General features: G+C 64.0%; 27 protein-coding genes and 1 pseudogene. 13 read left to right on the top strand and 15 right to left on the bottom strand.

Annotated features, from left to right (window positions below; all coding sequences use genetic code 11):
- Positions 1-35 precede the first annotated feature (35 nt).
- Both GEU01_RS04990 and GEU01_RS04985 read right to left on the bottom strand, forming a co-directional pair.
- Positions 36-545 (bottom strand): copper resistance CopC family protein, encoded by a 510-nt coding sequence (locus GEU01_RS04990; protein WP_019085188.1) that lies wholly within the window; start codon positions 543-545, stop codon positions 36-38.
- Between the two features lies 1 nt (position 546).
- Positions 547-1,677 (bottom strand): type III PLP-dependent enzyme, encoded by a 1,131-nt coding sequence (locus GEU01_RS04985; protein WP_026018513.1) that lies wholly within the window; start codon positions 1,675-1,677, stop codon positions 547-549.
- A 379-nt stretch (positions 1,678-2,056) separates the two neighbouring features.
- Here GEU01_RS04985 and GEU01_RS04980 point away from each other — a divergent pair, with 379 nt between their 5' ends.
- Entirely contained in the window at positions 2,057-2,998 is a 942-nt protein-coding gene (locus GEU01_RS04980) for a YihY/virulence factor BrkB family protein (protein WP_039794422.1), read from the top strand.
- A gap of 10 nt (positions 2,999-3,008) precedes the next feature.
- On the opposite strand, the gene GEU01_RS04975 is transcribed toward GEU01_RS04980, so the two are convergent.
- Positions 3,009-3,551, bottom strand: a complete 543-nt coding sequence (locus tag GEU01_RS04975; protein WP_019085187.1) for a septal ring lytic transglycosylase RlpA family protein — start codon at positions 3,549-3,551, stop codon at positions 3,009-3,011.
- 152 nt (positions 3,552-3,703) lie between these two features.
- Between GEU01_RS04975 and aroQ the strand changes: the two genes are divergently transcribed.
- Genes aroQ through accC form a run of 3 tightly spaced genes read left to right on the top strand, consistent with a single transcriptional unit; the run spans position 3,704 to position 5,969 of the window.
- A complete protein-coding gene (gene aroQ, locus GEU01_RS04970) occupies positions 3,704-4,159 on the top strand; it encodes a type II 3-dehydroquinate dehydratase (RefSeq protein ID WP_010514708.1) in 456 nt (151 codons plus the stop codon).
- Positions 4,156-4,617 (top strand): acetyl-CoA carboxylase biotin carboxyl carrier protein, encoded by a 462-nt coding sequence (locus tag GEU01_RS04965; protein ID WP_010510657.1) that lies wholly within the window; start codon positions 4,156-4,158, stop codon positions 4,615-4,617. The genes aroQ and GEU01_RS04965 overlap by 4 nt, the downstream gene beginning before the upstream one ends.
- Positions 4,617-5,969 (top strand): acetyl-CoA carboxylase biotin carboxylase subunit, encoded by a 1,353-nt coding sequence (gene accC / locus GEU01_RS04960; protein ID WP_019085186.1) that lies wholly within the window; start codon positions 4,617-4,619, stop codon positions 5,967-5,969. Before GEU01_RS04965 ends, accC begins: the two co-directional genes overlap by 1 nt.
- A gap of 234 nt (positions 5,970-6,203) precedes the next feature.
- Here accC and GEU01_RS04955 read toward each other — a convergent pair whose 3' ends face one another.
- The 4 genes from GEU01_RS04955 to GEU01_RS04940 all read right to left on the bottom strand — a co-directional run bounded on the left by GEU01_RS04955 (position 6,204) and on the right by GEU01_RS04940 (position 11,372).
- Positions 6,204-8,438 (bottom strand): FUSC family protein, encoded by a 2,235-nt coding sequence (locus GEU01_RS04955; RefSeq protein ID WP_019085185.1) that lies wholly within the window; start codon positions 8,436-8,438, stop codon positions 6,204-6,206.
- 134 nt (positions 8,439-8,572) lie between these two features.
- Positions 8,573-9,103: an adenine phosphoribosyltransferase gene (locus GEU01_RS04950; RefSeq protein WP_010510664.1), complete on the bottom strand. Its 531-nt coding sequence runs from the start codon at positions 9,101-9,103 to the stop codon at positions 8,573-8,575.
- A gap of 184 nt (positions 9,104-9,287) precedes the next feature.
- Entirely contained in the window at positions 9,288-10,580 is a 1,293-nt protein-coding gene (locus GEU01_RS04945) for a multidrug effflux MFS transporter (RefSeq protein WP_019085184.1), read from the bottom strand.
- 87 nt (positions 10,581-10,667) lie between these two features.
- Positions 10,668-11,372, bottom strand: a complete 705-nt coding sequence (locus GEU01_RS04940) for a TVP38/TMEM64 family protein (protein WP_042710777.1) — start codon at positions 11,370-11,372, stop codon at positions 10,668-10,670.
- Positions 11,373-11,489: 117 nt separating this feature from the next.
- Between GEU01_RS04940 and GEU01_RS04935 the strand changes: the two genes are divergently transcribed.
- Positions 11,490-12,560 carry a COX15/CtaA family protein gene (locus GEU01_RS04935; protein WP_019085182.1) on the top strand — a complete coding sequence of 357 codons (1,071 nt, stop codon included), beginning with the start codon at positions 11,490-11,492 and terminating at the stop codon, positions 12,558-12,560.
- A 43-nt stretch (positions 12,561-12,603) separates the two neighbouring features.
- Here the strand turns inward: GEU01_RS04935 and GEU01_RS04930 are convergent, their stop codons facing one another.
- Entirely contained in the window at positions 12,604-14,061 is a 1,458-nt protein-coding gene (locus GEU01_RS04930; protein ID WP_019085181.1) for a hypothetical protein, read from the bottom strand.
- A gap of 412 nt (positions 14,062-14,473) precedes the next feature.
- Between GEU01_RS04930 and GEU01_RS04925 the strand changes: the two genes are divergently transcribed.
- Entirely contained in the window at positions 14,474-15,067 is a 594-nt protein-coding gene (locus GEU01_RS04925) for a hypothetical protein (protein WP_208620519.1), read from the top strand.
- Between the two features lie 23 nt (positions 15,068-15,090).
- On the opposite strand, the gene hemH is transcribed toward GEU01_RS04925, so the two are convergent.
- The 3 genes from hemH to GEU01_RS04910 form a co-directional block, all read right to left on the bottom strand.
- Positions 15,091-16,158: a ferrochelatase gene (hemH, locus tag GEU01_RS04920; RefSeq protein ID WP_019085179.1), complete on the bottom strand. Its 1,068-nt coding sequence runs from the start codon at positions 16,156-16,158 to the stop codon at positions 15,091-15,093.
- Between the two features lie 79 nt (positions 16,159-16,237).
- Positions 16,238-16,360 (bottom strand): hypothetical protein, encoded by a 123-nt coding sequence (locus GEU01_RS27250; protein ID WP_010510678.1) that lies wholly within the window; start codon positions 16,358-16,360, stop codon positions 16,238-16,240.
- 56 nt (positions 16,361-16,416) lie between these two features.
- A complete protein-coding gene (locus tag GEU01_RS04910) occupies positions 16,417-17,577 on the bottom strand; it encodes an A/G-specific adenine glycosylase (RefSeq protein WP_019085178.1) in 1,161 nt (386 codons plus the stop codon).
- Here GEU01_RS04910 and GEU01_RS04905 point away from each other — a divergent pair.
- The gene (locus tag GEU01_RS04905) at positions 17,576-18,001 is read left to right on the top strand and encodes a DUF721 domain-containing protein (RefSeq protein WP_019085177.1); all 426 of its coding nucleotides are present in this window, start codon (positions 17,576-17,578) and stop codon (positions 17,999-18,001) included. The genes GEU01_RS04910 and GEU01_RS04905 overlap by 2 nt on opposite strands.
- 278 nt (positions 18,002-18,279) lie before the next feature.
- Positions 18,280-18,600 (top strand): hypothetical protein, encoded by a 321-nt coding sequence (locus tag GEU01_RS04900; RefSeq protein ID WP_010510684.1) that lies wholly within the window; start codon positions 18,280-18,282, stop codon positions 18,598-18,600.
- Here GEU01_RS04900 and GEU01_RS04895 read toward each other — a convergent pair.
- From GEU01_RS04895 to GEU01_RS04885, 3 genes are read right to left on the bottom strand one after another with little or no spacing between them, the layout of a single operon-like run.
- The gene (locus GEU01_RS04895) at positions 18,597-19,220 is read right to left on the bottom strand and encodes a phosphoribosylanthranilate isomerase (protein ID WP_019085175.1); all 624 of its coding nucleotides are present in this window, start codon (positions 19,218-19,220) and stop codon (positions 18,597-18,599) included. The genes GEU01_RS04900 and GEU01_RS04895 overlap by 4 nt on opposite strands.
- Before the next feature lie 20 nt (positions 19,221-19,240).
- On the bottom strand, positions 19,241-19,945 hold the full coding sequence (gene pyrF / locus GEU01_RS04890) for an orotidine-5'-phosphate decarboxylase (protein ID WP_019085174.1): 705 nt from the start codon (positions 19,943-19,945) through the stop codon (positions 19,241-19,243).
- A 56-nt stretch (positions 19,946-20,001) separates the two neighbouring features.
- Positions 20,002-20,424 (bottom strand): LapA family protein, encoded by a 423-nt coding sequence (locus GEU01_RS04885; protein ID WP_019085173.1) that lies wholly within the window; start codon positions 20,422-20,424, stop codon positions 20,002-20,004.
- Between the two features lie 144 nt (positions 20,425-20,568).
- Here GEU01_RS04885 and GEU01_RS04880 point away from each other — a divergent pair, with 144 nt between their 5' ends.
- From GEU01_RS04880 to GEU01_RS04865, 4 genes are all read left to right on the top strand, one after another.
- Positions 20,569-20,853: a hypothetical protein gene (locus tag GEU01_RS04880; RefSeq protein ID WP_019085172.1), complete on the top strand. Its 285-nt coding sequence runs from the start codon at positions 20,569-20,571 to the stop codon at positions 20,851-20,853.
- Between the two features lie 168 nt (positions 20,854-21,021).
- On the top strand, positions 21,022-22,428 hold the full coding sequence (locus GEU01_RS04875) for a M20/M25/M40 family metallo-hydrolase (protein WP_026018511.1): 1,407 nt from the start codon (positions 21,022-21,024) through the stop codon (positions 22,426-22,428).
- Positions 22,421-23,410 (top strand): 4-hydroxythreonine-4-phosphate dehydrogenase PdxA, encoded by a 990-nt coding sequence (gene pdxA, locus GEU01_RS04870; RefSeq protein WP_019085170.1) that lies wholly within the window; start codon positions 22,421-22,423, stop codon positions 23,408-23,410. Before GEU01_RS04875 ends, pdxA begins: the two co-directional genes overlap by 8 nt.
- Positions 23,407-24,153 carry a pyridoxine 5'-phosphate synthase gene (locus GEU01_RS04865; RefSeq protein WP_019085169.1) on the top strand — a complete coding sequence of 249 codons (747 nt, stop codon included), beginning with the start codon at positions 23,407-23,409 and terminating at the stop codon, positions 24,151-24,153. The genes pdxA and GEU01_RS04865 overlap by 4 nt, the downstream gene beginning before the upstream one ends.
- A gap of 101 nt (positions 24,154-24,254) precedes the next feature.
- Here the strand turns inward: GEU01_RS04865 and tldD are convergent, their stop codons facing one another.
- Entirely contained in the window at positions 24,255-25,715 is a 1,461-nt protein-coding gene (gene tldD, locus GEU01_RS04860; RefSeq protein ID WP_026018510.1) for a metalloprotease TldD, read from the bottom strand.
- Between the two features lie 243 nt (positions 25,716-25,958).
- Here tldD and GEU01_RS25630 point away from each other — a divergent pair.
- Positions 25,959-26,328 (top strand): annotated as a pseudogene (locus tag GEU01_RS25630) (alpha,alpha-trehalase TreF); the annotation flags it as partial.

Genomic DNA, 26,328 nt, shown 5'->3' with positions numbered 1-26,328 from the left:
AATTCTTGATTTATCAATCCTTCAGGCCGGGTGGCCTATCTGGCCGCAACAGGTGCCGCGGGGGCGCCAACGTCAAATGGCAGCGTCCCCTGCACCGGGTCGCCCGTCCGTGCCCGCATGCGCCAGTGCAACACATAATGCCCGGGCGTCAGCGCCACGCTGGTGGCAATGGACTGCTGTTCATCATCAATGGGCGATGCGGGCAGCAATTGCGGCACCCCGCTGGGGCCAAGCAGCAGCAGGCGGGCGCGAAACGGGTCGATCACGGTATCGAATGTCAGCTTGACGGCCACGTTGCCCGCGGCAACCCGCGCGCCCGGCGCGGGGTCGGAATGCACCAGTGCTGGCGCGGCGCAGGCCTGTGCCACAACCGCGCCGGACAGGGTGGCGGACAGGCCAAGCATGCGCAGCGTTGGGAAAAAGAACACGGGAACGACACCTCCGGCATGGTTGGACTGCCGTGTGTATTCCCCCGATATGCGAAGGGCGGCAAGACCTTCGTCCCGCCGCCCCGCATTTTGCCCGCCCCGAGGGGAGCATGGCATATCAGATATAATGTTCCTGAATCGGCTTCAGCCCGTTGAACCCGGTCGAGCAGTAGGTCGAGACATACGCCCCCGTGGACAGCAGTTCGATCCGGTCCCCCGACTCCAGATCCAGCGGCAGGGCATAGGGGGTCTTTTCATACATGATGTCCGCGCCGTCGCAGGTCGGGCCCGCAATGGCGACGGGGCCGGTTGCCGCCCCGTCATGCGGGGTGCGGATGCCATAGCGGATGGCCTCGCCCTCGGTCTCCGCCAGGCCGCCGAAACGCCCGATGTCCAGATAGACCCAGCGCACGCCATCATCGATTCCACGACGGCTGACCAGCACCACTTCGGACGACACCACGCCTGCGTCACCAACGATGAAGCGGCCCGGCTCGACAATCATTTCCGGCAGGTCGTTGCCGAAATGCTCGGTCATGGCGTGGCTGATCGCCAGCGCGAAGCTGTCGATGCCCGGCACATCGTCACGGTAGCGGATGGGAAACCCGCCACCCAGATTGACCATGCGCAGGTCCAGCCCCGCCGCCTTCAGGTCGGTGAACAGCATGCCCACGCGCGCGATGGCGGCTTCGTACGCACCGGTCGCCGTCTGCTGGCTGCCCACATGGAAGGACAGGCCATACGGGTCCAGCCCCAGGTCACGGGCGCGCAGCATGAGGTCACGCGCATTGTCCAGCGTCGTGCCGAACTTGCGCGACAGCGGCCAGTCCGCCCCTTCGTTTTCCACGATCAGGCGGCAGTAGACGCGCGAACCCGGCGCATGGCGGGCCAGCTTTTCCAGCTCTTCCGCGCAGTCGAAGGCGAACATGTCCACGCCCGCGGCAAAGGCGCGGGCAATGTTGGACGCCTTCTTGACGGTGTTGCCAAAGGAGACGTCGGCCGGACGCGCCCCCGCATCCAGGCACATGGAAATCTCTTCCCATGATGCCGCGTCGAACGCCGAACCCAGACCCACCAGGCGGGTCAGGATTTCACGGGCGGGATTGGCCTTGACGGCGTAATAGATCCGGGCCAGCGGCAGCGCATCGCGCAGCGCACGATAGCGTTCTTCCACCCGGTCAACGTCAACGACAAGGCAAGGCGTAGCAGGAGACTGCTCAGCCAGATAACGAGCGATTTTGGGAGTCATCGCACCCAAATCCCTTCTGTACTGCCGCCCGATGGATACAATTCTGGAATTGCACAAACGGACAGATGTTGCGAAACGGTCTAACGGACCAGCGACCAATTAAGGACCCCCACCCTGTGGCGGCCCGATTGCCAGAACGCTTGACGTCGTTGCGTAACCTCAGAGGGCCAGTGGCACGTGCGTTGTTGCGTAAGCAGCGCATATGAGGACAATACGCCCGTGACGCAATAGAAAAATCATCCCTTCCGACAGTTTTTCGTCTAAGGTCACATGATCGTGGCGCAATATACACATGACCGGTACCGACCCGGTCCGTCCACGTGACAGCAGACAGGACACGAAGTTCCCCTTGATTGGTACCTCATCCACTGAAATCGATATGACGGATATCCCGCCGCCTGCGCCCCATCTGCCGCATTTTTCCATGCAGCAGGTCAAGAAGGTGGCGCAACAGGTCGCCCGCAACATCGTATCCGACCAGATCACGCTGGCTGCGGCGGGATGCGCATTCTATGCCACACTGTCCCTGTTTCCCGCCATGAGCACGCTCATCTCCCTCTACGGGCTGCTGTTCGATCCACAGACGGTGGAACCGCAGCTGGTCGTGCTGCGCAACCTGCTGCCACCGTCCGCCTATGACATGCTCGGCGCGCGCATCCACCTGCTGGTGGCCGAATCGCATTCGTCACTGACGTTCAACCTGATCATATCGACCACCATCGCCACGTGGTCGGCATCAGCGGCCACGCGTTCGCTGATCATGGCGATGAATGTTGCCTACAATACGCCCGAAACGCGCAGCTTCCTGCGCTTTCAGGGCATGGGCATGGCCCTGACGTTCTGTTCGATATGCGGGGGGATCCTGACACTCGCCCTGATGGTGGCGCTGCCGTTCCTGCTGGATTACCTGCCGCAGCGGCTGGCCCTTGCCCCGCCGCCCGGATCGGTCGAACTGCTGGTGCGCATGGGGGGGCCGCTGCTCATGCTGCTGTTCGTGCTGTCGCTGTGTTCGCTGCTGTACCGCTTCGGTCCCAACCGGCCCCATACGTACTGGCGCTGCATCCTGCCCGGGTCGGTGGGGGCGACGCTGCTCTGGCTGCTCTCATCGGCGGGCTTTTCCTATTATGTCAGCCATATCGCGAGCTACAGCGCCACCTATGGGCCGCTGGGCGCGTTCATCGCCATCATGATGTGGTTCTATGTCTCGGCCTATGTCGTGCTGCTGGGGGCCGAACTGAACGCCGGGCTTGAAATCGAGATGAAACTGCGCTGCGCCCCGGAAAAGACCATGGAAGGCTGGACCAAGCACCAGAGCCTGTAGCCCGGGCAGGTCAGCGCGGCATGCTGGCCACTTCTTCCTCATCATCGCGCATGGGCCTGAGATCGACCAGCGTCGTCCCCATGCCCAGCATGCCAAGCTGACGCGCGGCCTCAAGCGACAGGTCAATGATGCGGGCGCCATGATAGGGGCCGCGGTCATTGATCCTGACCACCACCGAACGCCCCGTCCGGCGCGAATGCACCATGATCCGGCTGCCCAGCGGCAGCTGCCGGTGGGCAGCGGTCAGCGCGCCGGGATCAAACATCTCCCCCGATGCGGTGGCGTGACCAAGCTGCCGGCCGGTGCCATACCAGCTGGCCAGGCCCTGCTGGCGCCAGTGCGCGGGAACATGCGTCATGACAGGCGGCCGCCGCATGCCGCCACGGCCGCCATGCCGCCCCATGGGCGCACCGTGCCGCACGGCGGAACATGCAACCTGCATGCCACCGGATGCCGCCAGCATGAAACATGCCACGATCACCGGCAACGTAAACCGTGCCCTGTCGCGGCCTGTCCGCATGCCGTCACGTCGGTGATCGGGATATCCTGTCATGACCCCATCATATCATGTGATACACCGATATCATATCAATAGCGTCACGGTTCGCCGCCCGCCGTCACGGACCGGCCCGGCAGGTGCCCGCACGGCACGCGTGACATGATCGGACTTGGAACCGGACGGCGGGCGTGCTAGGCGCGTGCATCATGGAGCGCCCTCTCATTGCCGTGCTGAACGGTCCCAACCTGAACATGCTCGGGCTAAGGCAGCCCGAGGTCTATGGTCATGCCACGCTTGACGACGTGGAACAGGTCTGTGTCCAGGCTGCCGAACGCCTGGATGTGGCCATCGACTTCCGCCAGACAAATGGGGAGGGGGAGCTTGTTTCATGGATACAGGAATGCCGGGGCCGCGCACGCGGCATCATCATCAACCCGGCGGCCTATTCCCATACCTCGGTCGCAATCCTTGACGCGCTGCTTGCCGTTGATCTGCCTGTGATCGAGGTCCACATTTCCAATATTCACCGCCGTGAAGCCTTCCGTCATCACTCCTACGTCTCCCGCGCCGCCATTGGCGTCATATGCGGGCTTGGCGTACGCGGGTATGCCCTGGCGCTTCAGGCCATGACAGACATGATTCTGGACGAGGACGATCAATGAGCCGACTGCTCGTGGATGCGGATGCCATTCGGGCATTGGCTGAAATTCTGACCGATACCGGCCTGACCGAAATCGAGATCGCGGAAAAGGACAACCGCATCCGCGTTGTCCGCGCGGTTGCACCGGTCGCCCATGCCGTGCCGGCCCCGGCGCCTGTTGCAGCGCCCGCCCCCGTGGTGCCCGTGACCGCCGTGACCCCCACGGCCACGGACCCGTCCAAGCACCCCGGCGCCGTGACCAGCCCGATGGTGGGCGTCGCCTATCTGGCGCCCGATCCGTCTTCCCCGCCGTTCGTCACCGAAGGCCAGCAGGTCAGCGCGGGACAGACGCTGCTGCTGATCGAGGCGATGAAGACCTTCAACCAGATCAAGGCCCCCCGCGCGGGCACCCTGAGCAGGATTCTGGTGCAGTCGGGCGACCCGGTCGAATTTGGCGAAGCGCTGGTCATCATAGAGTAATGTTTTCCAAGATCCTCATTGCCAATCGTGGCGAGATCGCCCTGCGCATCCTGCGGGCCTGTCGCGAACTGGGTATCCGGACGGTTGCCGTGCATTCCACGGCCGACACCGATGCCATGTATGTCCGCCTGGCGGATGAAGCCGTATGCATCGGCCCGCCGGCCAGCCGCGACTCGTACCTCAATGTCGCGGCCATCCTCTCGGCGGCCACCATTACCGGGGCGGACGCCATCCATCCGGGCTATGGCTTCCTGTCGGAAAATGCCGATTTCGCGGAAACGGTGGAAGCCCACGGCATCACCTTCATCGGGCCGACGGCGGAACATATCCGCATGATGGGCGACAAGATCACCGCCAAGACCACCATGATGGCGCTGGGCGTGCCGCTGGTCCCCGGATCGGATGGTGCGCTGGAAAACCTTGAGCAGGCGCGTGAAGTGGCGGCAAGGGTCGGCTATCCCGTGCTGATCAAGGCTGCTGCTGGCGGCGGCGGGCGTGGCATGAAGGTCGCCCCCACCGAAGCCGACCTGGAGGAAGCGTGGAGCGTCGCCCGCACCGAAGCCCGCGCCGCCTTTGGCAATGATGAGGTGTATCTGGAAAAATACCTCGACAAGCCACGCCATATCGAACTGCAGATCATGGCCGACACGCACGGCAACGTGGTGCATTTCGGCGAACGTGACTGCTCCCTGCAGCGCCGTCACCAGAAGCTGCTGGAAGAGGCAGGATCCCCTGCACTGACGGCCAGGCAGCGTGACGACATCGGTGCGATCGCCACCTCCGCACTGACGAAGCTGGGTTACCGCAACGCCGGCACGCTGGAGTTCCTGTACCAGGACGGGCAGTTCTGCTTCATCGAGATGAATACCCGCCTGCAGGTGGAACATCCGGTGACGGAAATGGTGTGCGACGTGGATCTGGTGCGCGAGCAGATTCGCATCGCGGCGGGGGAGCCGATCGGCTACAGCCAGTCGGACATCAAGTTCTATGGTCACGCGATCGAATGCCGCATCAATGCGGAAGACCCGCAGACCTTCATGCCCACGCCGGGCACGATCACCGTCTATCACCCGCCGGGGGGGCTGGGCGTGCGAATCGACAGCGCGCTGTATGCCGGCTACCGCGTGCCGCCCTATTACGACAGCATGATCGCCAAGCTGATCGTGCGCGCGCCCACACGGCTTGAGGCCATCGAGCGCATGCGCCGCGCGCTGGATGAATTCGTGATCGAGGGGGTCAAGACAGTCATCCCGCTGCACCGCAAGATTCTGGAAGATCCCCAGTTCCGCAAGGGCGACTACACCATCCACTGGCTGGAAAACTTCGTGGCCCGCCAGCAGGAAAAGAACTGAACCGGACGACACCCCGAACGCAGTTGCGCATTGCACGAAAAAGGGCGGTACCATGATGGTGCCGCCCTTTTTTAGAAACATCCTGCAAAATAAAAGACGTTTCTGGTGAAGCCTTCTTCAGAAAGCGTCAGGAAACGTCGCCTTTTTTCAAAAAAGGCACCATCCAGAAACCTTTGTCTTCCATCCCTTGCCCGGCAAGGACAGTGGATCATGACCTGTCCCCCCGGATCATGTTCAGGCCATGACCGGGTCGAGATAGGGGCTGGAGGCATCGAAGAATTTCTGGTTGTGATCCAGTTCATAGGAAATCACGTACAGACAGGTCAACGCACTGTCGATTTCCAGCCGCACACCCAGGTTATCCGCCTGTCCCGCTATCTGCTGCAGGTGCGCGATGGCGAATTTGGCGGATCGCGCCGTGCGGCCGTAATGCCCCCCGTACCGTCCGCTGAACTGCGCCATGCGCCGCATCATGTCCCCGACGACGCGCTGGGCTTCGGGCGGCAGCAGGTGGCGTTCCAGAATCGCACGCAGGCGGATGACATTCATCCCGATCGTCATGGCGGACAGGATGCCCTGCAGATACGCGTCAATAATCGTATCCGGCGTGTTTTCGGCATTGGTCAGCAGGCGGACAAAGCGGTCCACGTTATGTTCGACCACATACAGGGTGGTCGGCAGGTTGCGCGCGCGCGCGATATAGCGCAGCCCGCGCAGGATGCCGGTACGCATCTGCCAGCGCATGTCGTTCGTATCGAACGGCAGGACCAGCCTGAAGGACCACATGGCGTACCACAGCCCCAGCACAAGCGGCATGGCGGTATTGAAGAACGCCACTTCATCCAGTCGCGACTGGTTGCCCGGACCCAGCAGGATGGGCAGGAACAGGTTGTAAGAAACAGCCCCCAGCACCAGGGCGGGATAGGCAAAGGCCAGCCCCCCCGCCAGCATGGGCAGGAACAGGCACACGGCCATGATTTCATACGTGGTGGGTTCCGCCAGACGCCACAGCACCAGCACCCCCGCCACGACCGAGGCAATGATCGCCCCCCCAAGGAAGGCCCGCGTGGCCAGCGCCGGTTTTTCCAGCGTGGAGAACAGGCTGCACACGATGGAGACGAACATCATGAACGTCAGGCCAGATGACCACGACGTGGTGACCCAGATCAGGCCCGACCCGAAAATGGTGACCGATGCCCGCAGGCTGTTGGTAAAGGCCTGCTGCCAGTCACGGAAGGTCTTGAGCCGGTAGTGGAAATGGTCATGCAGCAGGGGATGGCGGCTGGCGTCAAACTGGATCAGCGCCTGTTCCAGTTCATCCAGTATTTCCCCCAGCGCATAGTTGAGCATGCGCTGCTGCGACAGCATCTGCACCAGTTGCGGGTCCACCGGGGCGCTGCCGGGACTGCCCATTTCCTGATCCAGTGAATCGGCCACGCTCTGCCAGCACGATGCCTGCAACGCCGCCAGGCGGGCCAGGACGGGGTGGATGTCATCACTGGATTCAATCTGTGAGGCCATATCCTTGAGGAAGGCCTCCACCTCGCTTGATGTCGCGGCGAAAGCGGCATCGGGCCTCCCGCATGGTCCCTGCATCAGGGCGGCAAGATCCAGTCCGCGCGACAGCAGCATGGCCACCCGCGCAAGGGCCGCACGCGCATGATCGCCCTCATGCCCGCGATGGGATCCCATCTCCACTTCAGCGAATTCGATCTGGTCGCTCAGGGACGTAATGTTGGAAAAGACCACGCGCGCCTTTTTCAGGACCTGCGTATCGCCCGACAGCAGACCGGCAAGGGTTTGAGCCGCCCCGTTGATCGCCGTCAGGAAATTGTTGGCCAGGCGGTCCTGCGCGCGTTCTTCCAGCTTGAACTGGAACAGGGAGGAGACGGTACTCTCCAGCACGATGCCCAGCACGATATAGGTCGCGCGCGCCATGGCCGTCATGAAGATATGTTCGGGGTCGGCAATCCCGTCGAGCGAGATGATGGCATAGGTAAAGCCGCTCGCCCGCATGCCATGGATACGGTAATTGGTCATGGTCGCGGGACCGGGCAGCAATGTCCCGATAAAGCAGAACGTGCCGATCCCGATCGCCAGCATGAGAATGAACATGAGCGGCGCCTGTGGAAAGGCCGCCACCAGCAGCACGGCACAGATCGTGCCGACCACCATGCCAAACAGATGCCAGCGCGCCTTGGCGACACTCTTGCCACGCGTGCCCTGCGCCACCATCCAGACCGTCAGCGCCGCCCATTGCGGGCTGCCCAGTTCCCACCACAGCGCAATGCCCAGCGCGATAAGGGAGGTAATGGTGGTCCGCAGCGCATAACCGAAGGTGAAGATGCCAGGCGCGTAAAGCCAGCGCAGGTGATCCTGCCGCAGGGTCATGCCCGGCGGCCACAGTCGCCTGAAAAAGCCACGGACCTGATTGCTGAAACGGATCAGGGAAAGCTCAAGACCTTTCATCCCGGCGTTAAGCCTCCCTGTTCAGATACAATCCATCCACACTGTACATCATACCGCCCACGCGCACAGGCCGACAGCCCGATGACAGCCCGCAGGGCGGTGCATGCCACATATCACGCGCCCGGCGTCGCCGGTTACTCGTCGTAGGAGACGAGGGTCTTGACCGGCACATCCAGCCGGCCGCGGCCGCCAAGGCCCGTCAGTTCGATCATGGTGGCGGCCCCCACGACATCCGCACCCACCTTGCGCAGCAGGGAGACGGACGCCACCAGCGTGCCACCCGTGGCCAGCAGGTCATCCATCACCACCACGCGCTGTCCCGGCTGGATCGCATCCGCCTGGATATGCAGCGAATCGGACCCGTATTCCAGATCGTAGCTGTGGGACACCGTCTTGCCCGGCAGCTTGCCGGGTTTGCGCAGCATGACCAGCCCGCAGCCAAGGCGACTGGCCAGCGGGGCCGCCGTCAGGAACCCGCGCGATTCGATGGCCGCCAGCATGTCCGGCGCCCACGGCGCCACCGCCGCCGCCAGGCGCCCCATGGCGATCTGCCATGCATCCGCATTCCGCATCAGGGTCGAAATATCGTAGAACAGGATACCGGGCTTGGGAAAATCCGGGATGTTACGGATGTATTGTTTCAGGTCGATCTTGGCAGTCGTCATGATCGGTGCGCAGTCCCCGTTGGGTGGTCATACAGATCCGGGACATGCCTGCCCCGTTCACGAAAGTGTCGCCCCTGAGGACGGCCCCCCGCTGTAGCCGCCACACGGCGGGGCGACAACCCCAACCGGGTACGGGGCACATGCTTTGGCGCGCCCTGCTGGGCTGATGTGGCGGGAGGAGACTTTATTCCTTCCCCGCCTCCGCACTGCCGGGCGGGCGGGCGGGACGCAGCAGCACCATGACCAGCATGATCGCGGCCCCCATCAGCATGACACCCGCCATGGGAATGGGGGAATTGGTCGGCAGCATACCCACGAATGCCCCCGCCACGGCCCCCAGCACATACTGCAGCGTGCCCACGAATGCCGATGCGCTGCCCGCGAACCGCGGATGGTCAGCCAGCGCGCCCACCGTGGCATTGGGCCCGATGATGCCCGTGGTGCCCAGTGACACCATCATGGTCAGGATCAGGCACCCCATCATCCACAATGGCGGATGGCCGCCATGCTGCATGGCGAAGGCGATGACGATGGCCACGGCGGTCATGGCAATGGTCCCCGCCACCGCGACCATCACCGCGACCCCAAGGATACGGGCGGCGTCAATACGCCACACCAGCATGCCATTCAGTTGCGACGCGCCAATCATGCACACCGCGAACACACCGAACAGCATGCCGGAATGCGCCGCCGACAGGCCGAACAGGCCACGGAATACCGACGGGGCGGCGGACAGGTAGGTAAACGACATGAAGCACGAAAAACCGGCAATCATGGCATGGGTGATGAACCCGCGGTCACGCGCCAGCATCATGTACCGGCTGAACAGGGTGACGGGCGAGAACTCGCTACGGTTCTGGGGCTTGAGCGTTTCGGGCAGGACACGCCAGATCAGCAGGATACAGATCAGGCCATATACCGCCGACGCCCAGAAGATCGACCGCCATGACGCAATCGACAGCACCATGCCCCCCAGCGTGGGCGCCAGGATGGGCACGACCCCCATCACCAGCACCAGCCGCGACATGAGGCGCGCGGATTCATTGCCATGCGACATGTCGCGCACGCAGGCGCTGGGAATGATCAGGCTGGCCGATGCCCCCAGCGACGCGACCAGGCGGAAAAACGAAAACGTGGGAATGTCCCGCGCCATCGCACACCCGACCGATGCCAGCGTATAGACCAGGGTGCCCACCAGCATGGGCCTGCGCCGGCCGAAACGGTCCGACAGCGGCCCCATGGTGATCTGCCCGATCGCCAGCCCCACGAACCATATGGCCAGCGTCATCTGCGCGGAACCCGCCCGCCCGTGCAGCGTCGTTTCCAGTTCCGGGAAAGCAGGAAGATAGATGTCGGTTGAAACCGGGCCGACCGCGGTCAGGAACCCCAGCAGGATCGCAATCCACCCCATCGGGCGGGCAGTCGTTTCCGGCACGGGCTTTTCCGCTGAATGGCCCGCCGTTGCGGATGAGCCCATGAGGCACTCCATATTGAAAGATTGTGGGGACTAGTAGACCAGCCAGGTCCACTTTTTCACCATCTAATTACGACATACTGCAATTCGCTATCGCGATACCCGTGCCATGTCGGGGCGGCGCATGCGCACGCGGCGCATAAGCCATAGCCCCACCAGCGCGGACAGGGCAAACAGCACGGTCGCCACCCCGATGCGCCATGGTCCCTGCAGCCGGATACCCGACCCCACCAGCACGAACACGACGGTCTGTGGCAGGCTGCCCAGCAGCGTGGCCAGCATGAACGGCATGACCCGCACCCCCAGCATGCCCGACGCCAGATTGAGAAGAAGCGCCGAGCCCACCGGCATGAGCCGCAGCGTCAGGACGGACGCGAACGGCTCGTGCCGCACAAAACCGTCCAGCCGCGCCATGGTTGCCACAAGCCGCGCGGGCATGCGCGGCCGTCCCGCCCACATGCCCCACCCATAGCCACACAGGCACCCGGTCACGGTAGCCAGCGTGGCCAGGACGCAGCCCGCCCCGATTCCATAGGCGGCACCGGCGGCGAAACACACCGCCTGCCGTGGCAGGCCAAATGCGCAGAACACGCTGGCGGCCAGGATGAAAATCACCACGCCTTCCACCCCCGAATGCAGGGCGGGGCCAGCCGTCAGCATATGCCGCAGCCCGGGCAGGCGGCCAAGGACCGCCGCAAACCCGACAAAGGCCACAAGCAGCAGCACCGGCCGGACCAGCACGCGCAACGTGGGCCGGGCGGGTGGCGCGGGCTGTGCGGCGTGCGGTAATATCATGCGTGCGTCCCGTTTTCCGACAGCGATCTGGTCCTTCGCGCCTAGCATCGCCTTGCAGCGGACTGCAAGGGCGGTCTAAATCCGGTTATGTCCGCATATCCTCCCTCCGGCTCCTTGATGGGCCGTACGCCCCCGTCCGCGCAGGAGCTGCGCAACCGGCAGCGTATCTCGACGTGGCTGTTTGCAATCTGCTTCATGCTTGTCGGCATGATCGCACTGGGCGGTTATACCCGCCTGACCGGATCGGGCCTGTCCATCATGGACTGGCGGCCCATTACCGGCATGATCCCCCCCCTGACCCACGCGGAATGGGAACGGCAGTTCGCGCTGTACAAGACCATTCCGCAATACAAGATCCTGCATGACGGATTCGGGCTTGCGGGCTTCCAGCAGATTTTCTGGGCGGAATGGACGCACCGCTTCTGGGGGCGGCTCATGGGGCTGGTCCTGCTGGTGCCACTGATCTGGTTTTCCATCACCGGCGCGCTGAGCCGGGGCCTGGCGCTGCGCCTGGTGCTGTTTTTCGTGCTGGGCGGGCTGCAGGGCGCGATCGGGTGGTTCATGGTGGCGTCGGGCTTCAACCCGGACAGCACGGCGGTCGCCCCCGTGCGGCTGGTGCTGCACCTGTGCTGCGCCTTCGCGCTGTACATCGCCATCCTGTGGACGGCGCTGTCCGTGCGGACACCGCGCCCGACCTTCATTCCCGCCACGCCTGAAGCCGTGCGCGTCCATCGCCTGGTCTGGGCCATCTGCCTGCTGGTCGGCATCACGGTCATTGCGGGTGGCTTTACCGCGGGCACGCATGCGGGGTTTGCCTACAACACCTTTCCGCTCATGGATGGTCACCTGATCCCGTCGGGCTATGGACGGCTGCACCCGTTCTGGCTGAACTGGTTCCAGAACATCCCCGCCGTCCAGTTCGACCACCGCCTGCTGGCCACCACCACGGCCCTTGTCATCGGCGGCACCATCGTACTGGGGCTGCGCACGCCGCAACTGGGGCGGGATGTCCATAGCGCGCTGGCGGTACTGGGCTGGCTGGTGCTGCTGCAATATGCGCTGGGCGTGACCACGCTGCTGCTGGTGGTGCCGGTCTGGGCGGGAACGGTCCACCAGACCTGTGCGGCCATCGTGCTGACAGCGGCCATCATCACCCTGCATCGCCTGCGCGGGGTAGGCCGCCCGTAATATGCGCGGTGGCGGCACGCACGGCGTGCCGCCACCGCATCGGTCATGGTGTTACGATATAGGCCGCGCCCTGCTGCCGCACATGTGTGTAGCGTGCGCGGATGATGCGCCACAGGCTGAGAAACTCCCATACATCTTCCTGTGTATCAAAGCGTGAATTGCTGACGAACGCGGCGATATCGTGCCGGTCCACCGCCCGCTCCAGCACCATCGCGTCATGCGTGACCGCGACATGCTGGGAATAGTTGAAAAAATCCATCACCACCGGCTTGTGCGCCCAGTAGCACAGGGCCAGCGTCTCACAGGCCACATCGCCATCAATCGCGCGCACGGCGGCAATCGTTTCGTCAGATGCCGCCAGGCTATGCACGATGCCGGTCACATTGCTGCGGTAGAGGTAGGGCAGGTACACCGGCAGGCTGACCACCACCGGCAGCAGGTTCAGCCCCACCATGCCCACCAGGACGGCGCGCATGGGCACACGGCCAACCGTGCCCCCGGTGGTCACCAGGCGCGACATGGCCAGACCCGCGCACAGGGCGGCTGCGATCAGTGCTTCGAAACAGGCATTATGCGACACCCCGGCCCCCGTACGCTGCACGATGGCCGATGCCACCGCCAGCAGCAGATACAGCCCCAGCAACAGTCCGGACCGATGGGGCAGACGCCGCCACGGCACGAATGCGCATGACACCATCATGCCGCCCAGTCCCAGCACGTTGCCCAACCCCTTGAGCATGCCATGCACATAGAAAACGCGTTTATGGCCAAAGACGCCCTGAATGAAATCCGGACCGAAACTGCTGTAGTACAGCCCCCCCAGCAGGCACAGGGACACAAGACATCCCCCCATCCATGAGACAGCATGACGCCAGTCGGTCAGCAACAGCCACACAAGGACCGCCACCGGCAGGGCCAGGATATTGTGCTTGAAGGTCAGTCCCGCGACAACGACGAAGCCCGCGCAGAAAGGCCGCCATGCACCGGCCCGCCCCGGTTCACGGCCATTACCCAGCAACAGCATGAATCCCGCCATGATAACGGCCTGCCCCAGCCACTGCGGGTCATCCATGGCGACATAATCACTATAGAAAACAGCGGAATAAAGTACGATCAGCAGGCCTGCGAGCCATGCCCCGCCGAGTGTTCCGCCACAGGCGAGGACAATCCGCCCCGCAGCCCAGGCACAGAAAAGCAGCGCCAGAAGCGAAATGATGCGCCCCGCCACGATCATGTCCCCCAGCAGCCAGCCAAACAGGCCGACAACGTAAAACGAACTGGGCGGGTAATTATTGAACACCATCTGTTCGGCCGGGGGGTACAGCGGCGCATGATCCAGTCCTATGGCGCGCCGTGCCAGATAGGCGTTCCAGCCTTCATTACTGGATAACGACACATGGGCGGTAATGAATGCCACATGTGGAACAAGAAGGATGAATATGGAAAGTATTGCAACATAAAGCCATATTGATTTTTTTACGTTAAAATTCATATTTTCCATATGGACTTTATTCTTCATGGCCTGATTATTATATTATTATGAAAAAACGAAGGAAATATGACGCATCCGGGCATTTTCATGCTTCCGCAATGACAATAATCTGTCCCCCTGCCCTGATTAACGCACACGTACACACTCCCCATCCTGACCTGAACCCGGTCGCGTGGATACTGTTAGAATGCACTATGATAATTTCATATATTACGCCTGCCATTTTTTATGATGTCATGCCCCGTTGCACGGGTGCAGACCGGACAGAAGATAACCATATGGGACATACACCGCCCGGAACCGGACGGCAGGTATCGGTTGCCCCTCACCTCCGGGGCAATCCGGACCCATGGCGCGCCACATCTTTTCCAGACGGATGATTTTCTGCGATACATCGCATTCAGATATGCAGGAATGGAACATGCTCAAGCTGAAACATGTCGTGACGGGTACGCTGCTGGCACTGATCGCATGCGGGCCAGCCGCCCATGCCGAACCGCATGGCGGGGGCGGCTTCCATGGTGGGGGTGGCGGTCGTGGCGGCGGGGGCTGGCACGGTGGCGGGGGGCGCGGCTATGGCGGCGGCTGGCATGATGAAGGCCGGGGCGGCGGCCGGTGGCGCGGCGGCGGATGGGGCTGGGGTGGATGGGGTGGTGGCTACTATCCCTATTACCCCGTCTATGGCGGCTGGGGTTATCCGTGGGGCGGATGGGGCTGGGGTGGCGGCTGGGGATGGGGTTGGGGCGGTTACGCCATGGCCCCGGCCATGGGGGCCGCCGCAGCCGGCGCCAGCTATCAGGCCGCACCCGAGATCTATAACGGTACGGGCAATAACGCACCGGAAGACGATTCGGTCTATGACAAGGACCTGTCCACGCTTGTGACCGATCAGACTGCCCCGCCACGGCAGGGACAACAACCGGCCACGGGCCAGGCCGCCCCCGCCAGCAGGCCCGTCACCTGCCCGCGTGGTCAGGTTTATAATACCCTGACCGAAAGCTGCGACCGGCCATAAGGCCGGGACCAGCGACCAGCACCCTAACCGGGTGTGGCGGGCGCGGTATCCGTGCCCGCGTGGGGCAGCCAGCCACCCAATTCCTGCCGCACGAGAGTTTCCAGCAGGTCAATGGCGTCAGGGGAGTCATTCAGGCATGGAATCAGCGCCAGTTCCTTGCCGCCCGCCTTGACGAAAGCATCACCCGCTTCATTGCCGATTTCATCCAGCGTTTCGATACAGTCGGAAATGAAGCCCGGCGTGATGACGGCAATACGCTCGATCCCACGTGCGGGCAGCGATTCGATGAAGGGCGCGGTGTAGGGTTCCAGCCACTTCGCCGGGCCGAAACGTGACTGGAAGGTCAGCGGCATCATCTGTTCATCATAACCCATGGCACGGCGCAGCGCCGCGATGGTGCGCTGACAGTCGGCAGCATAGGTATCGCCCTTTTCCACATAGATCTTCGGTAATCCGTGGAAGGACGCCACGATCATCTGCGGCTTGAAATCCAGCGTGGCAAGGCGCGCCGAAATGGATCGGCCAAGGGCCGCGATATAGGCGGGATGGTCCGGAAACGGCGGCAACGTGCGGATGGCGGGCTGGTTACGCATGCGCATGAGCACACGGAACGCCTGGTCATTGGCCGTCGCGGTCGTCGTGGCGCTGTACTGGGGATAAAGTGGCGCGAGCAGGATCCTGTCGCACCCCTGCGCCACCAGGTCATGCAGCGCCTGTTTTATGGAAGGCTGGCCATAGCGCATGCCCCAGGCCACCGGCACATCATCCGCCGCCAGCCGCGTGCCCAGCTGTTCCGCCTGTTCACGGGTATAGGTGCGTAACGGGCTTTCATCACGGTCGTGATGCCAGATCCGGTGATAGGCTTCCCCCGACTTGCGGGGGCGAAAGGTCAGCACCGGCCCGTACAGGATGGGTTTCCAGATAAGGGGACTGGCCTCGATAATGCGACGGTCCGACAGGAATTCCGCCAGATAACGACGCACCGCGCCATAGCCGGTGCCATCCGGGGTGCCCAGATTGCTCAGCAGCACCCCGGTACGCGACGGGGCATTTTCATGCCGCGCTGCACGATTTACGGTAATGAATGTCATGGAACGGCTGCTACATGAAGCCGTTCAGGTATGCAAAGGAACAGGCGGACATACCCGTTACCCTGCCACGGGCGACGTCTCAGCGGCGGGTCCGCACACGGACCGGCTGCAGCGCACGCGCCGGCGCACGCAGGTAATATGCCACGCCAGCAACACCCAGCATGGCGACAACGGGGGAAAGCATCTGGACAAAAGTGAACATCACGGTCCCTTTCCTGATCGGACAGTTACCAGTCAACCGCGCGTTTCATGCCCGCGTCAATCAAAAATATTACTGTCCCGTGCCAGTTCCACGCATTTACGCATTAATGATGGCAGCGCCACATCGTCGCGGTCCATGTCATGAATGACCCCTTCCGCCCCTACCAGACTGTTGGGAAAGGTGGATATGCGCGCTGCATAGACATCAACCAGCAACGTGAAATGGGTAAAGACATGCTTCACCTGCCCGGCCCGCCGCCAGTTGACGCGCAGCCGGGGTGCGATGGGCGCATGGTCAAGCGCCTCCGCCTGGGGCCATGGCGCATCGCGCCAGTGCGGACCGGGCAGGCCCATCATGCCGCCCAGCAACCCCTTTTCAGGCCGCCGGACCAGCAGGATCCCCCCTGCCGCATCAACCATGCAGAAATGCACGCCATGGCGTACCGGCCGCGCCACCCTTGGCGCGCGACGGGGCAGGCTGGCCGCGATTCCCTGCCGGTTTCCCGCACAGGCCCCACGCCACGGGCACAATACGCAGGCGGGCGCGCGCGGCGTGCAGATCCCGGCGCCCAGGTCAAACAGGGCCTGCGCGAAATCGGACGGACGGGCGATGGCCTGCCGGTCCGCATTCAGTGTCATCGCCTGCCGGGCGATGGCCTTGCGCGATCCGGGCAGCGGGTCGGTCATGGCGAACAGGCGCGCCGTCACGCGTTCCACATTGCCATCCACCGGCACGACCGGACGGCCAAAGGCGATGGCGGCAATGGCGGCGGCGGTATAGGCCCCGATTCCCGGCAGTTCCAGCAGCCCCGCCACCGTATCGGGAAAGCGACCGCCATTTTCCGCCACCACCCGCGCGCAGGCATGCAGGTTGCGCGCCCGCGCGTAGTAGCCAAGCCCGGCCCACAGCGCCATGACCCGGTCCTGCGGCGCGCGGGCAAGCGCCGTCACATCGGGGAAGGCGTCCAGAAAACGCTCGAAATAGGGAATGACAGCCGTAACCGTGGTCTGCCGCAGCATGATCTCGCTCAGCCACACACGATAGGGATCTGCGCTCTGGCCCGGCAGGGCGCGCCATGGCAGAGTGCGACGATGCCGGTCATACCAGCGTAACAGATCGGCAGCAGAAGGTAACACGGACCCGTTTATGACGAACCCGCCGACCCGCAGCAAGCGAAAGAATGAGACACCACCGCCCGAACCACCCCGGCGGTCCATGCGCACGCGCAGCATGGCGGCCCTGCTGCCGCATATCAGCCGCCCCGTCTTTCGCAAGCAGTCCCCCGCCGCCGTACAGGTCATGACGGACTGGCCCGATATTGTCGGTCCCCACCTGGCAGGCATGACCGTGCCCCGCCGCCTGAGTGCTGGCACCCTGACCGTTGCCTGCCGGGGACCTGTGGCGATGGAACTGCAGCACCTTGCCCCTACCGTCATCGCCCGCATCAACACCACCTGTGGGCAGGGCGTGGTCAAGCGCCTGAAGATGGTGCAGGACCTGACCGCCGCGCCACGCGCGCCCGCCGCCGCGCCCCGTCGCCCGCCGCCGCCACCCGTGCAGATTGACGACATGCCTGACGGGCCGCTGAAGGAGGCGCTATCCCGGCTGGGTGGCTGGCTGAACGCCGGTCGCGACCGATAGGAACTGTCTGGAGAAATCGACCTTCAGCCCATCGCGTAAAATTACAACGAAGTTTTTGGTGAAGCTTTTTTCGAAAAGCTTCAGGAAACGCCGCATTTTTGAAAAAAGGCGCCCCCTGAAAACTTTTATCCCTGTTTATCAAGAGGCTATTTTCAGACAGTCTCCAGGCATGGAATCTATCCTGGCCTGTCACATAATGATGCGGGCACAAGGCTGGATATCAGGCGCACATATGCCCATATCAATGAACACGAGATCAGGAAAAGGAACCACCCGAGATGCGTAAGTTGGCCTTGTTGCTGGCCGTGTCCATGGGACTGGTCGGTATTCTGCCCGCCCCTGCCGCCTATGCATGGCGTGGCGGCGGATGGGGTGGAGGCTGGGGCGGCGGATGGCACCGTGGCTGGGGCTGGGGCGGATTCGGCCTGGGCATTGCCACGGGGACGGCGCTGGGTGTCGCGATGTCGCCTTACCGCTACCGGGGTTACGGCTATGGCTATCCCTATCCGGCCTATGCCTATCCGCCACCGCCCTATCCGGTTTATGCCTACCCGCCGCCGCCGCCACCTCCGCCGCCGTATTACGGGTATTACCGTTAGGCGCGGGCCGCCTGCACGAAGCGACGGATCAGTTCGGGCGATTTGACGCCGGGGGCGGATTCCACGCCGGATGAAACATCAACGGCACGGGCCCCGCTGTGCTGTATGGCGCGCTGGACATTATCGGGGTTCAGCCCACCCGCCAGCAGCCACGGCACCGGGGCCTGCCATCCATGCGTCAGGGTCCAGTCAAAGGCATGGGCATTGCCGCCGGGACGGTCCGACCCGGCGGGCGCGCGGGATTCAATCACCAGACCATCCACCCGACAGGTTTCAGGCAGGTCATGCCTGCTGGCGATCCCCACCGCGCGCCATACCGGCAGGCCAGAGTGGGTGCGGATGGCTTCGATCCGCCCGGCATCATCATAGATTTGCAACCCGTCAAGCGGTACGTGGTCCAGCACGCGGCGGATATCGTCGTCGGTCGGGCGGACAAACAGGCCAATCCGCTTCGGCCCGTCCACCGCCATGTCGCGCGCCAGCGTGCTGGCGGCCTGCGCCGTGACATGACGCGGGGAACGACTGAAAAACACGAACCCGACCCAGTCCGCCCCGGCCTGCACGGCGGCATCCAGCCCCACATGGTCACGGATGCCACAGATCTTGACCCTGACCGGCATGGTGTCGTCCCCTGCCCCGTTCAGGCCGACAGTTCGGCGGCAATCGCCGCCGCCGCCGCCGGGTCCGGCGCGCGGGTGATGGGACGGCCCACCACGATCCAGTCAGCCCCCGCCGCACGGGCCTGTGCCGGGGTCATGACCCGCTTCTGGTCCCCCAGCGCGCTACCGGCGGGACGGATCCCCGGCACGACCAGTACCGGCCCGTCACCCAGTGCCCGACGCAGGGGGGTAATTTCATGTGAGGAACAGACCAGCCCATCCGCCCCCGACTCCATGGCCAGCCTGCCCAGGCGGACAACCTGTTCCTCCACGCTGCCGGGCACGCCCACTTCATGCAGGCCCTGCGTATCCATGCTGGTCAGCACGGTAACGGCCAGCAGCAGCGGGCGGCTGCCGGACGGAAAGGTCTCATCCACCGCCCTGCGCGCAGCCGCGATCATGGCGCGCCCGCCACTGGCGTGGATGGTCAGCATGGCAGGCCGCAGGGCAGCAAGGCTGCCAATGGCGGACGCCACGGTATTGGGGATGTCATGCAGCTTGAGGTCAAGAAACAGCGGACTGTCGCCCGCGGCCGCCCGCACGGCGTCCAGTCCACGGGCATAGGTGAACTCCAGCCCCAGCTTGACCGCGTCGGCATGGCCTGCCGCCTGTTCGCGCCAGCGCACGGCCTGCGCCGTATCCTTGGTATCGAGGGCGACAATCAGGCGGGTGGACCGTCCAGGCATTGGCGGTGCTCCATGGTCAGACATACAGGTGGTGATGACGTGCGGGAATTAAGGGATCAGGCGCCCGGCGGCTTTTCCGCCGTGATGGCGGGCGGGGTCACCACGGCGGGTTCCGTCGCGACGGGGCTGGCGGCCGCCGTCGCCTGTTCCGCTTCATACGCCTTCACCATCGGGGAACTGGCCGGGGCGGATGTCAGGCCGGGGGCACGGGCCGCCCCGGTATCATTTTCCGGCAGGCGGGCACGCAGGGCGCGCACTTCCTGTTCGGCGCGGCGGGCGCGGCGCATCTGGCGCAGGACCACGACCCACACGCTGGCGGACCCCGTGGCATACAGCAGGGCGGCAACCAGCAGCGCCAGCACGCCGGGCGATGACGTCCATTTCCATTGCAGCCATGACAGTTCCACCGGCGCCTGGTTGCAGGCCGCGAAAATGATCAGTGCCACGATCACGGGCAGGGTAATGAAAAGACGTATCATGATCCCTGTTCCCTACCGCCAAGAACAGGGGGCTGCAAGGAAATCAATTCATCCGGCGTGCCGCTTGATCGTGCGCAGCAGGCATGGTTGCCTGTGGGTAACAGGCCATGACACGCGACAGGCCACCGGGACAGGGACGAAACAATGGGCAAGGTTGTTGTTTTCCGGACCACGGCGCGACGTGACGAATCCTGGGCGGTTGTCGCCCGCACCGGACGCGACACGCGAATCGCCAGCATCTATCCCACACGCGCCAGCGCGGAGGCGGACTGTGAATGGCGCAGCCAGCAGGTGGCCGCCTACCGCAACTTCCTGGAACGCAATGAAATCGCGGTGCCACATTACAGCATCCGCCCCTATCGCCGCGCGGACCTGCCCCGCGCGTGGCGCCCCATGCCCGCGCTGGGGTTCCTGCATGGCGGGTGCTGACGGGCCAGGATATCAGGATGGCGGCCCTTCGATCATGCATGCCCATGATCCGCGCATACCTGCAGGCAGCCACTACCGGCGGATGTGTTGCTTTTGCCCCCATAACAGGCAAAATCGTACCCTGTCCCGTTCGGGCTGCCTGACGCGTGCTGCAAAAATGGAAAGTTCATGACTGATTCACCCGCTTCCCCCGCGCCTGTGCTGGAACAGGCGGACCGCACGCTTGATGACGCCCTTGCGCGACTGTTCGCGTTCCTGCGGATCCCCAGCATCTCCACCCAGCCCGAACACGCGGCGGATTGCAGGCAGGCGGCACAGTGGCTGTTCAATGAACTCGACAGCCTCGGCTTTGACGTGACACTGCATGAAACACCCGGCCATCCCATCCTGGTGGCACATGACCGCACGCCGCCCGCTGGCCCGCATGTACTGTTTTACGGCCATTACGACGTGCAGCCTGTCGATCCGCTGGAACTGTGGGCAAGAGACCCGTTCGAACCCGCGCTGGTGACGGCACAGGATGGCCGCAGGCAGATCACCGCGCGCGGCGCATCGGATGACAAGGGTCAGGTCATGACCTTTATCGAGGCCCTGCGCGCCATTCGCGCAACGACGGGACAGATGCCGGTACGGATTTCGCTGCTGATCGAGGGCGAGGAAGAATGCGGCGGCCCCAGCCTGCTGCCCTTCATGGAAACGCATCGCGAAGAACTGCGCGCCGATGTCGGGCTGATCTGCGATACCGCCATGCTGCCCGGCGTGCCCGCCATCACCACCACGCTGCGCGGCATGGTGGGCGAGGAAATCCACCTGCGCTGCGCAAGCCGCGACCTGCATTCGGGCATTTACGGCAACGCCGCGCGCAACCCGGCGGAAGTGCTGTGCCGGGTGCTGTCCTCCATCCGCGATGACGCCACCGGCCGCGTCACCCTGCCCGGTTTCTATGCCGGCGTGCAGGACCCGCCGGAAGCGCTGCGCGCGCGCTGGCGTGAAATCGCCCCAGATGACGCAGCCTTCCTTGGAGATGTCGGGCTGTCCGTGCCTGCCGGGGAAAGGGGGTATACCGCCATCGAACAGACATGGTGCCGCCCCAGTTTCGAAATCAACGGCATTTCCGGCGGTTATACCGCCGAAGGGTTCAAGACCGTGCTGCCGGGTGACGCCATGGCAAAGGTGTCATTCCGGCTGGTGGCGGGGCAGGACCCGGTGCACATCCGCCAGGCTTTCTGTGCCCATGTGCGTGACCGGCTGCCGCCTGACTGCACGGTGACCTTCACGCCCTGCGGCGGGTCGGTCGCAAGCGTCGTGCCCGATGACACCTTTGGCCTGCAGCCTGCGCTGCGGGCGCTGGGGGATGAATGGGGCACGCCCGCGGTCACCATCGGCTGTGGCGGGTCGATCCCGGTGGCGGCCGACATGCAGCGTATCCTGGGCATATCCGTCCTGCTGGTGGGTTTCGCGCTGGATGATGACCGTGTGCATTCCCCCAACGAGAAATATGACCTGACATCCTTCCACAAGGGCATCCGGTCATGGATCCGTATCCTGCACGCCATGGGCAAGACGGATGCCTGATGGCAGCCTGCCCCTTGCCCTGACCATGGGGGACCCGGCGGGAATCGGGCCGGAAATCACTGCTGGCGCATGGCGGGCCATGCGGCAGGGCACGACACCGTTCGCGGTGCTGGGCGATGCGGGGCTGATCGGGCGGCATGATGTGCCGGTGCGCGAAATCACCACCATTGCCCAGGCGGCCGAAGTCTTTGCCCACGCCGTGCCGGTGCTGCCGGTCGGGCTGCAGGCGCCGGTCCATGCGGGCCAGCCGGACAGTGGCAACGCCCACGCCATCACCACGTCCATCGCGCGCGCGGTGGAACTGGCCCGCAATAGGCAGGCCGCAGGCGTGGTGACCAACCCGATCAGCAAGATCGTGCTGAAAAAAGCCGGTTTCGCCTATCCCGGCCATACCGAATACCTTGCGGCCCTGTGCAACGTGCCGGGACGCGAGGTGATGATGCTGGCCTGCCCGGAACTACGGGTCGTGCCCGTTACCATCCATGTCAGCCTGCGCCGCGCGCTGGATGAACTGGACACCAGCGCCATCATCGCCGCCACCCGCACCACCCATGCGGCCCTGCAGCGTGACTTCGGCATTGCCACGCCACGCATCGCCATTGCCGGGCTGAACCCCCATGCGGGCGAGGACGGCAGCATGGGCACGGAAGAACAGACCATCATCGCCCCCGCCATCGCCGCCCTGCGCGCCGATGGCATGGACATAAGCGGGCCATGGCCGCCCGACACCATGTTCACGCCGCCCGCACGGGCACGGTACGACGTGGCGATGTGCATGTATCATGACCAGGCGCTGATCCCGCTCAAGACCATCGACATGACGCAGGGGGTCAATACCACGCTGGGGCTGCCCATCATCCGCACATCACCCGATCACGGCACCGCCTTTGACATTGCCGGGCGGGGCGTGGCCGATCCGTCCAGCCTTGTCGCAGCACTGCACATGGCCATGCGGATGGCCGAACACAGGAACAGGTCATGACAACATCCCCTGCCACGCCCATCCGGCTGGGCGTCAACATCGATCATATCGCCACCGTGCGGAACGCACGGGGCGGCACGCATCCCGACCCGGTAAAGGGCGCGCTGCTGGCGCAGGCATCAGGCGCGGATGGCATTACCGCCCACCTGCGCGAGGACCGTCGCCACATCCGCGATGCCGACCTGGAGCGCCTGCGCGCGGAGTTGTCGATCCCGCTGAACATGGAAATGGCCGCGACGGAGGAAATGACCACCATCGCCACCCGCCTGCGCCCGCATGCGTGCTGCCTGGTGCCCGAACGGCGGCAGGAAGTCACGACCGAAGGCGGACTGGACGTGCGTGGACAGGCCAGCGAACTGGCGCCCCGCATCGCCCGGCTGCGTGATGCGGGAATCCGTGTCTCGCTGTTCATTGACCCGGACCCCGCGCAGATCGAAACGGCGGCGGAACTGGGGGCGGCCGTGGTGGAACTGCATACGGGCGCCTATGCCGATGCCCGGAACGAAGCGGCGCGCGCGATTGAGCTCGGCCGCCTGACGGCGGGCGCGGAACATGCCGCGCGATGCGGGCTGGAAGTCCATGCAGGCCATGGACTGACCTATGACAATGTCAGCCCGGTTGCCGCCCTGCCGCAGGTCATGGAACTGAATATCGGGCATTTCCTGATCGGGCAGGCCATTTTTGACGGACTGCCTGCCGTAATCCGTCACATGAAGGGTATGATCGCAGCGTCGCGAAAGTAAAAGACGTTTTCTGGTGAAGCGTTTTTCAAACAGTTTCAGGGAACGCCGTCTTTTTGAAAAAAGGCGGCACCCGGAAACTTTCGTTCCTTAATCTCTCTGGCTCAGCCGCCTGTACCACCCACGGTTAGGCCGGTCATTTTCAGGGTCGGCTGGCCCACGCCCACCGGCACACCCTGCCCGGACTTGCCACAGGTGCCGATACCGGGGTCAAGGGCAGGTTCGCCGCCAATCATGGTCACCTGCGTCATGGCGTCCGCGCCATTGCCGATCAGGGTCGCACCCCGCACGGGGGTGGTGATCTTCCCGTCCTCGATCATGTAGGCTTCGGATGCGGCAAACACGAATTTGCCTGATGTGATGTCCACCTGTCCCCCACCGAAATTGACCGCATAAAGCCCGCGCTTCGTACTGCGGATCATGTCATCGGTCGTGGCGTCGCCGCCAAGCATGAGGGTGTTGGTCATGCGCGGCATGGGCGCGTGGGCATAGGACTGCCGCCGCCCGTTGCCCGTGGGGGAAACACCCATGAGGCGGGCATTGAGACGATCCTGCAGGTAGCCGGTCAGGATACCGTCCTCGATCATCACGGTGCGACCGGTGGGCGTGCCTTCATCATCAATGGTCAGACTGCCCCGGCGTTCGGGCAGGGTGCCATCATCCACCACTGTCACACCGGGGGCCGCCACCCGCTTGCCCATAAGCCCGGCAAAGGCGGATGTGCCCTTGCGGTTGAAATCACCTTCCAGCCCATGGCCCACCGCTTCATGCAGCAGGATACCGGGCCAGCCGGCACCCAGCACCACTTCCATTTCCCCGGCCGGGGCGGGACGCGCGTCAAGGTTGACCAGCGCCATGCGCAGGGCCTCGTCCACGGCACCCTGCCACACCTGTGGCGACAGCAGGCGGGTATAGGAATAACGGCCACCCAGCCCGTGGCCGCCACTTTCACGCCGCCCGTCCTGTTCCACCACCACCGATACATTCATGCGCACCAGCGGGCGGATGTCGGCCATGCGCTGCCCATCGGGACGGATGATCTGGATGGCCTGCCACTCAGCGGAAATCGACGCCATGACCTGCACCACGCGCGGGTCACGCGCGCGGGCATAGGCATCCAGTTCCGACAGCATGGCGGCGCGGGAGGCAAAGGCCCCTTCTTCCAGCGGATTGATGTCGGGATACAGGCGATGGTTGGTCGAACGCGGCCCCACGGCCAGCGTGCCCGAACGGCCCGCCCTGATCTGGCTGACGGTTTCCCCGGCCCGGCGGATCGCGCTTTCGCTTATGTCATCGGAATGGGCGAAGCCGGTTTCCGCCTCCAGCACGGCGCGCAGGCCGAAACCGGAAGAGGTGTCAAAGCTGGCGGAACGGATCACCCCTTCATCCAGCGAAATCGCCTCGCTTTCACGATATTCCAGGAAAAGCTCGCCATCATCCATTCCCTCCAGCGCATGGCGAACCAGACGTTCGGCATCGGGACGGCCGAGGCGCGCGCCCGCCCGTTCAAAAAACAGGGCATCAGTTGCAGCCAGCGGGGAAAGACCCTGAAGGGATAAGGGCATGAAACGGTGACTCCGGTTGGCGGAACAGGAATGAAAGGACATCGATGCCCGGGCCGCACGGGCCGGGAGGGCAGACAGCATAACCGCTTTTGCCTGCTGGGGAAAAGCTGGTCTCTCATCATGACAGGTACCATGCATAAAAATGAACTTCCCTCCATCTGGAGGGTTTTCCTTTGTGGTAGGGACACAAGGCAAGGCATGGTGCAAAAATCAGGTTTTTATTATTTGGAGAAATGGCGTCTCGTGAAAGTTTCCCTCCTGTGCGGTTCTAGTCTGACCCGGTCCGCGCCCCGTCAGGCCGGGCTGTTGCTGGCCGGCCTTCTTTATACAGGCACGCCCGCCCTGGCCCAGGCGACGCCGACCCCGTCACAGGTGGCCCCCACGGCGTCTTCTGCTGCTGTCCCCTCCTCGCCCCTCACGGGCACGGATGGGACAACAGCCGCCCCCGTTTCCCCCGCGACGGTTCCCGGAGTCTCAACGCAGCCGGAGGGACAGGCGGACCAGACCTATTCCGTACCAACGCCTGAACCCCTGTCGGGAAGCGGAAACATGCTGCCACCCGCCCACGCCGCGACACCGGATGCCGGGATACAGTCCCCGCCCGCACAGGCGG

Origin of the sequence: Komagataeibacter europaeus LMG 18890 (assembly GCF_000285295.1) — a bacterium.
GTDB lineage: Bacteria > Pseudomonadota > Alphaproteobacteria > Acetobacterales > Acetobacteraceae > Komagataeibacter > Komagataeibacter europaeus.
The sequence above is the reverse complement of the archived record's forward strand: the minus strand, read 5'-3'. Positions and strand labels throughout refer to the sequence as shown.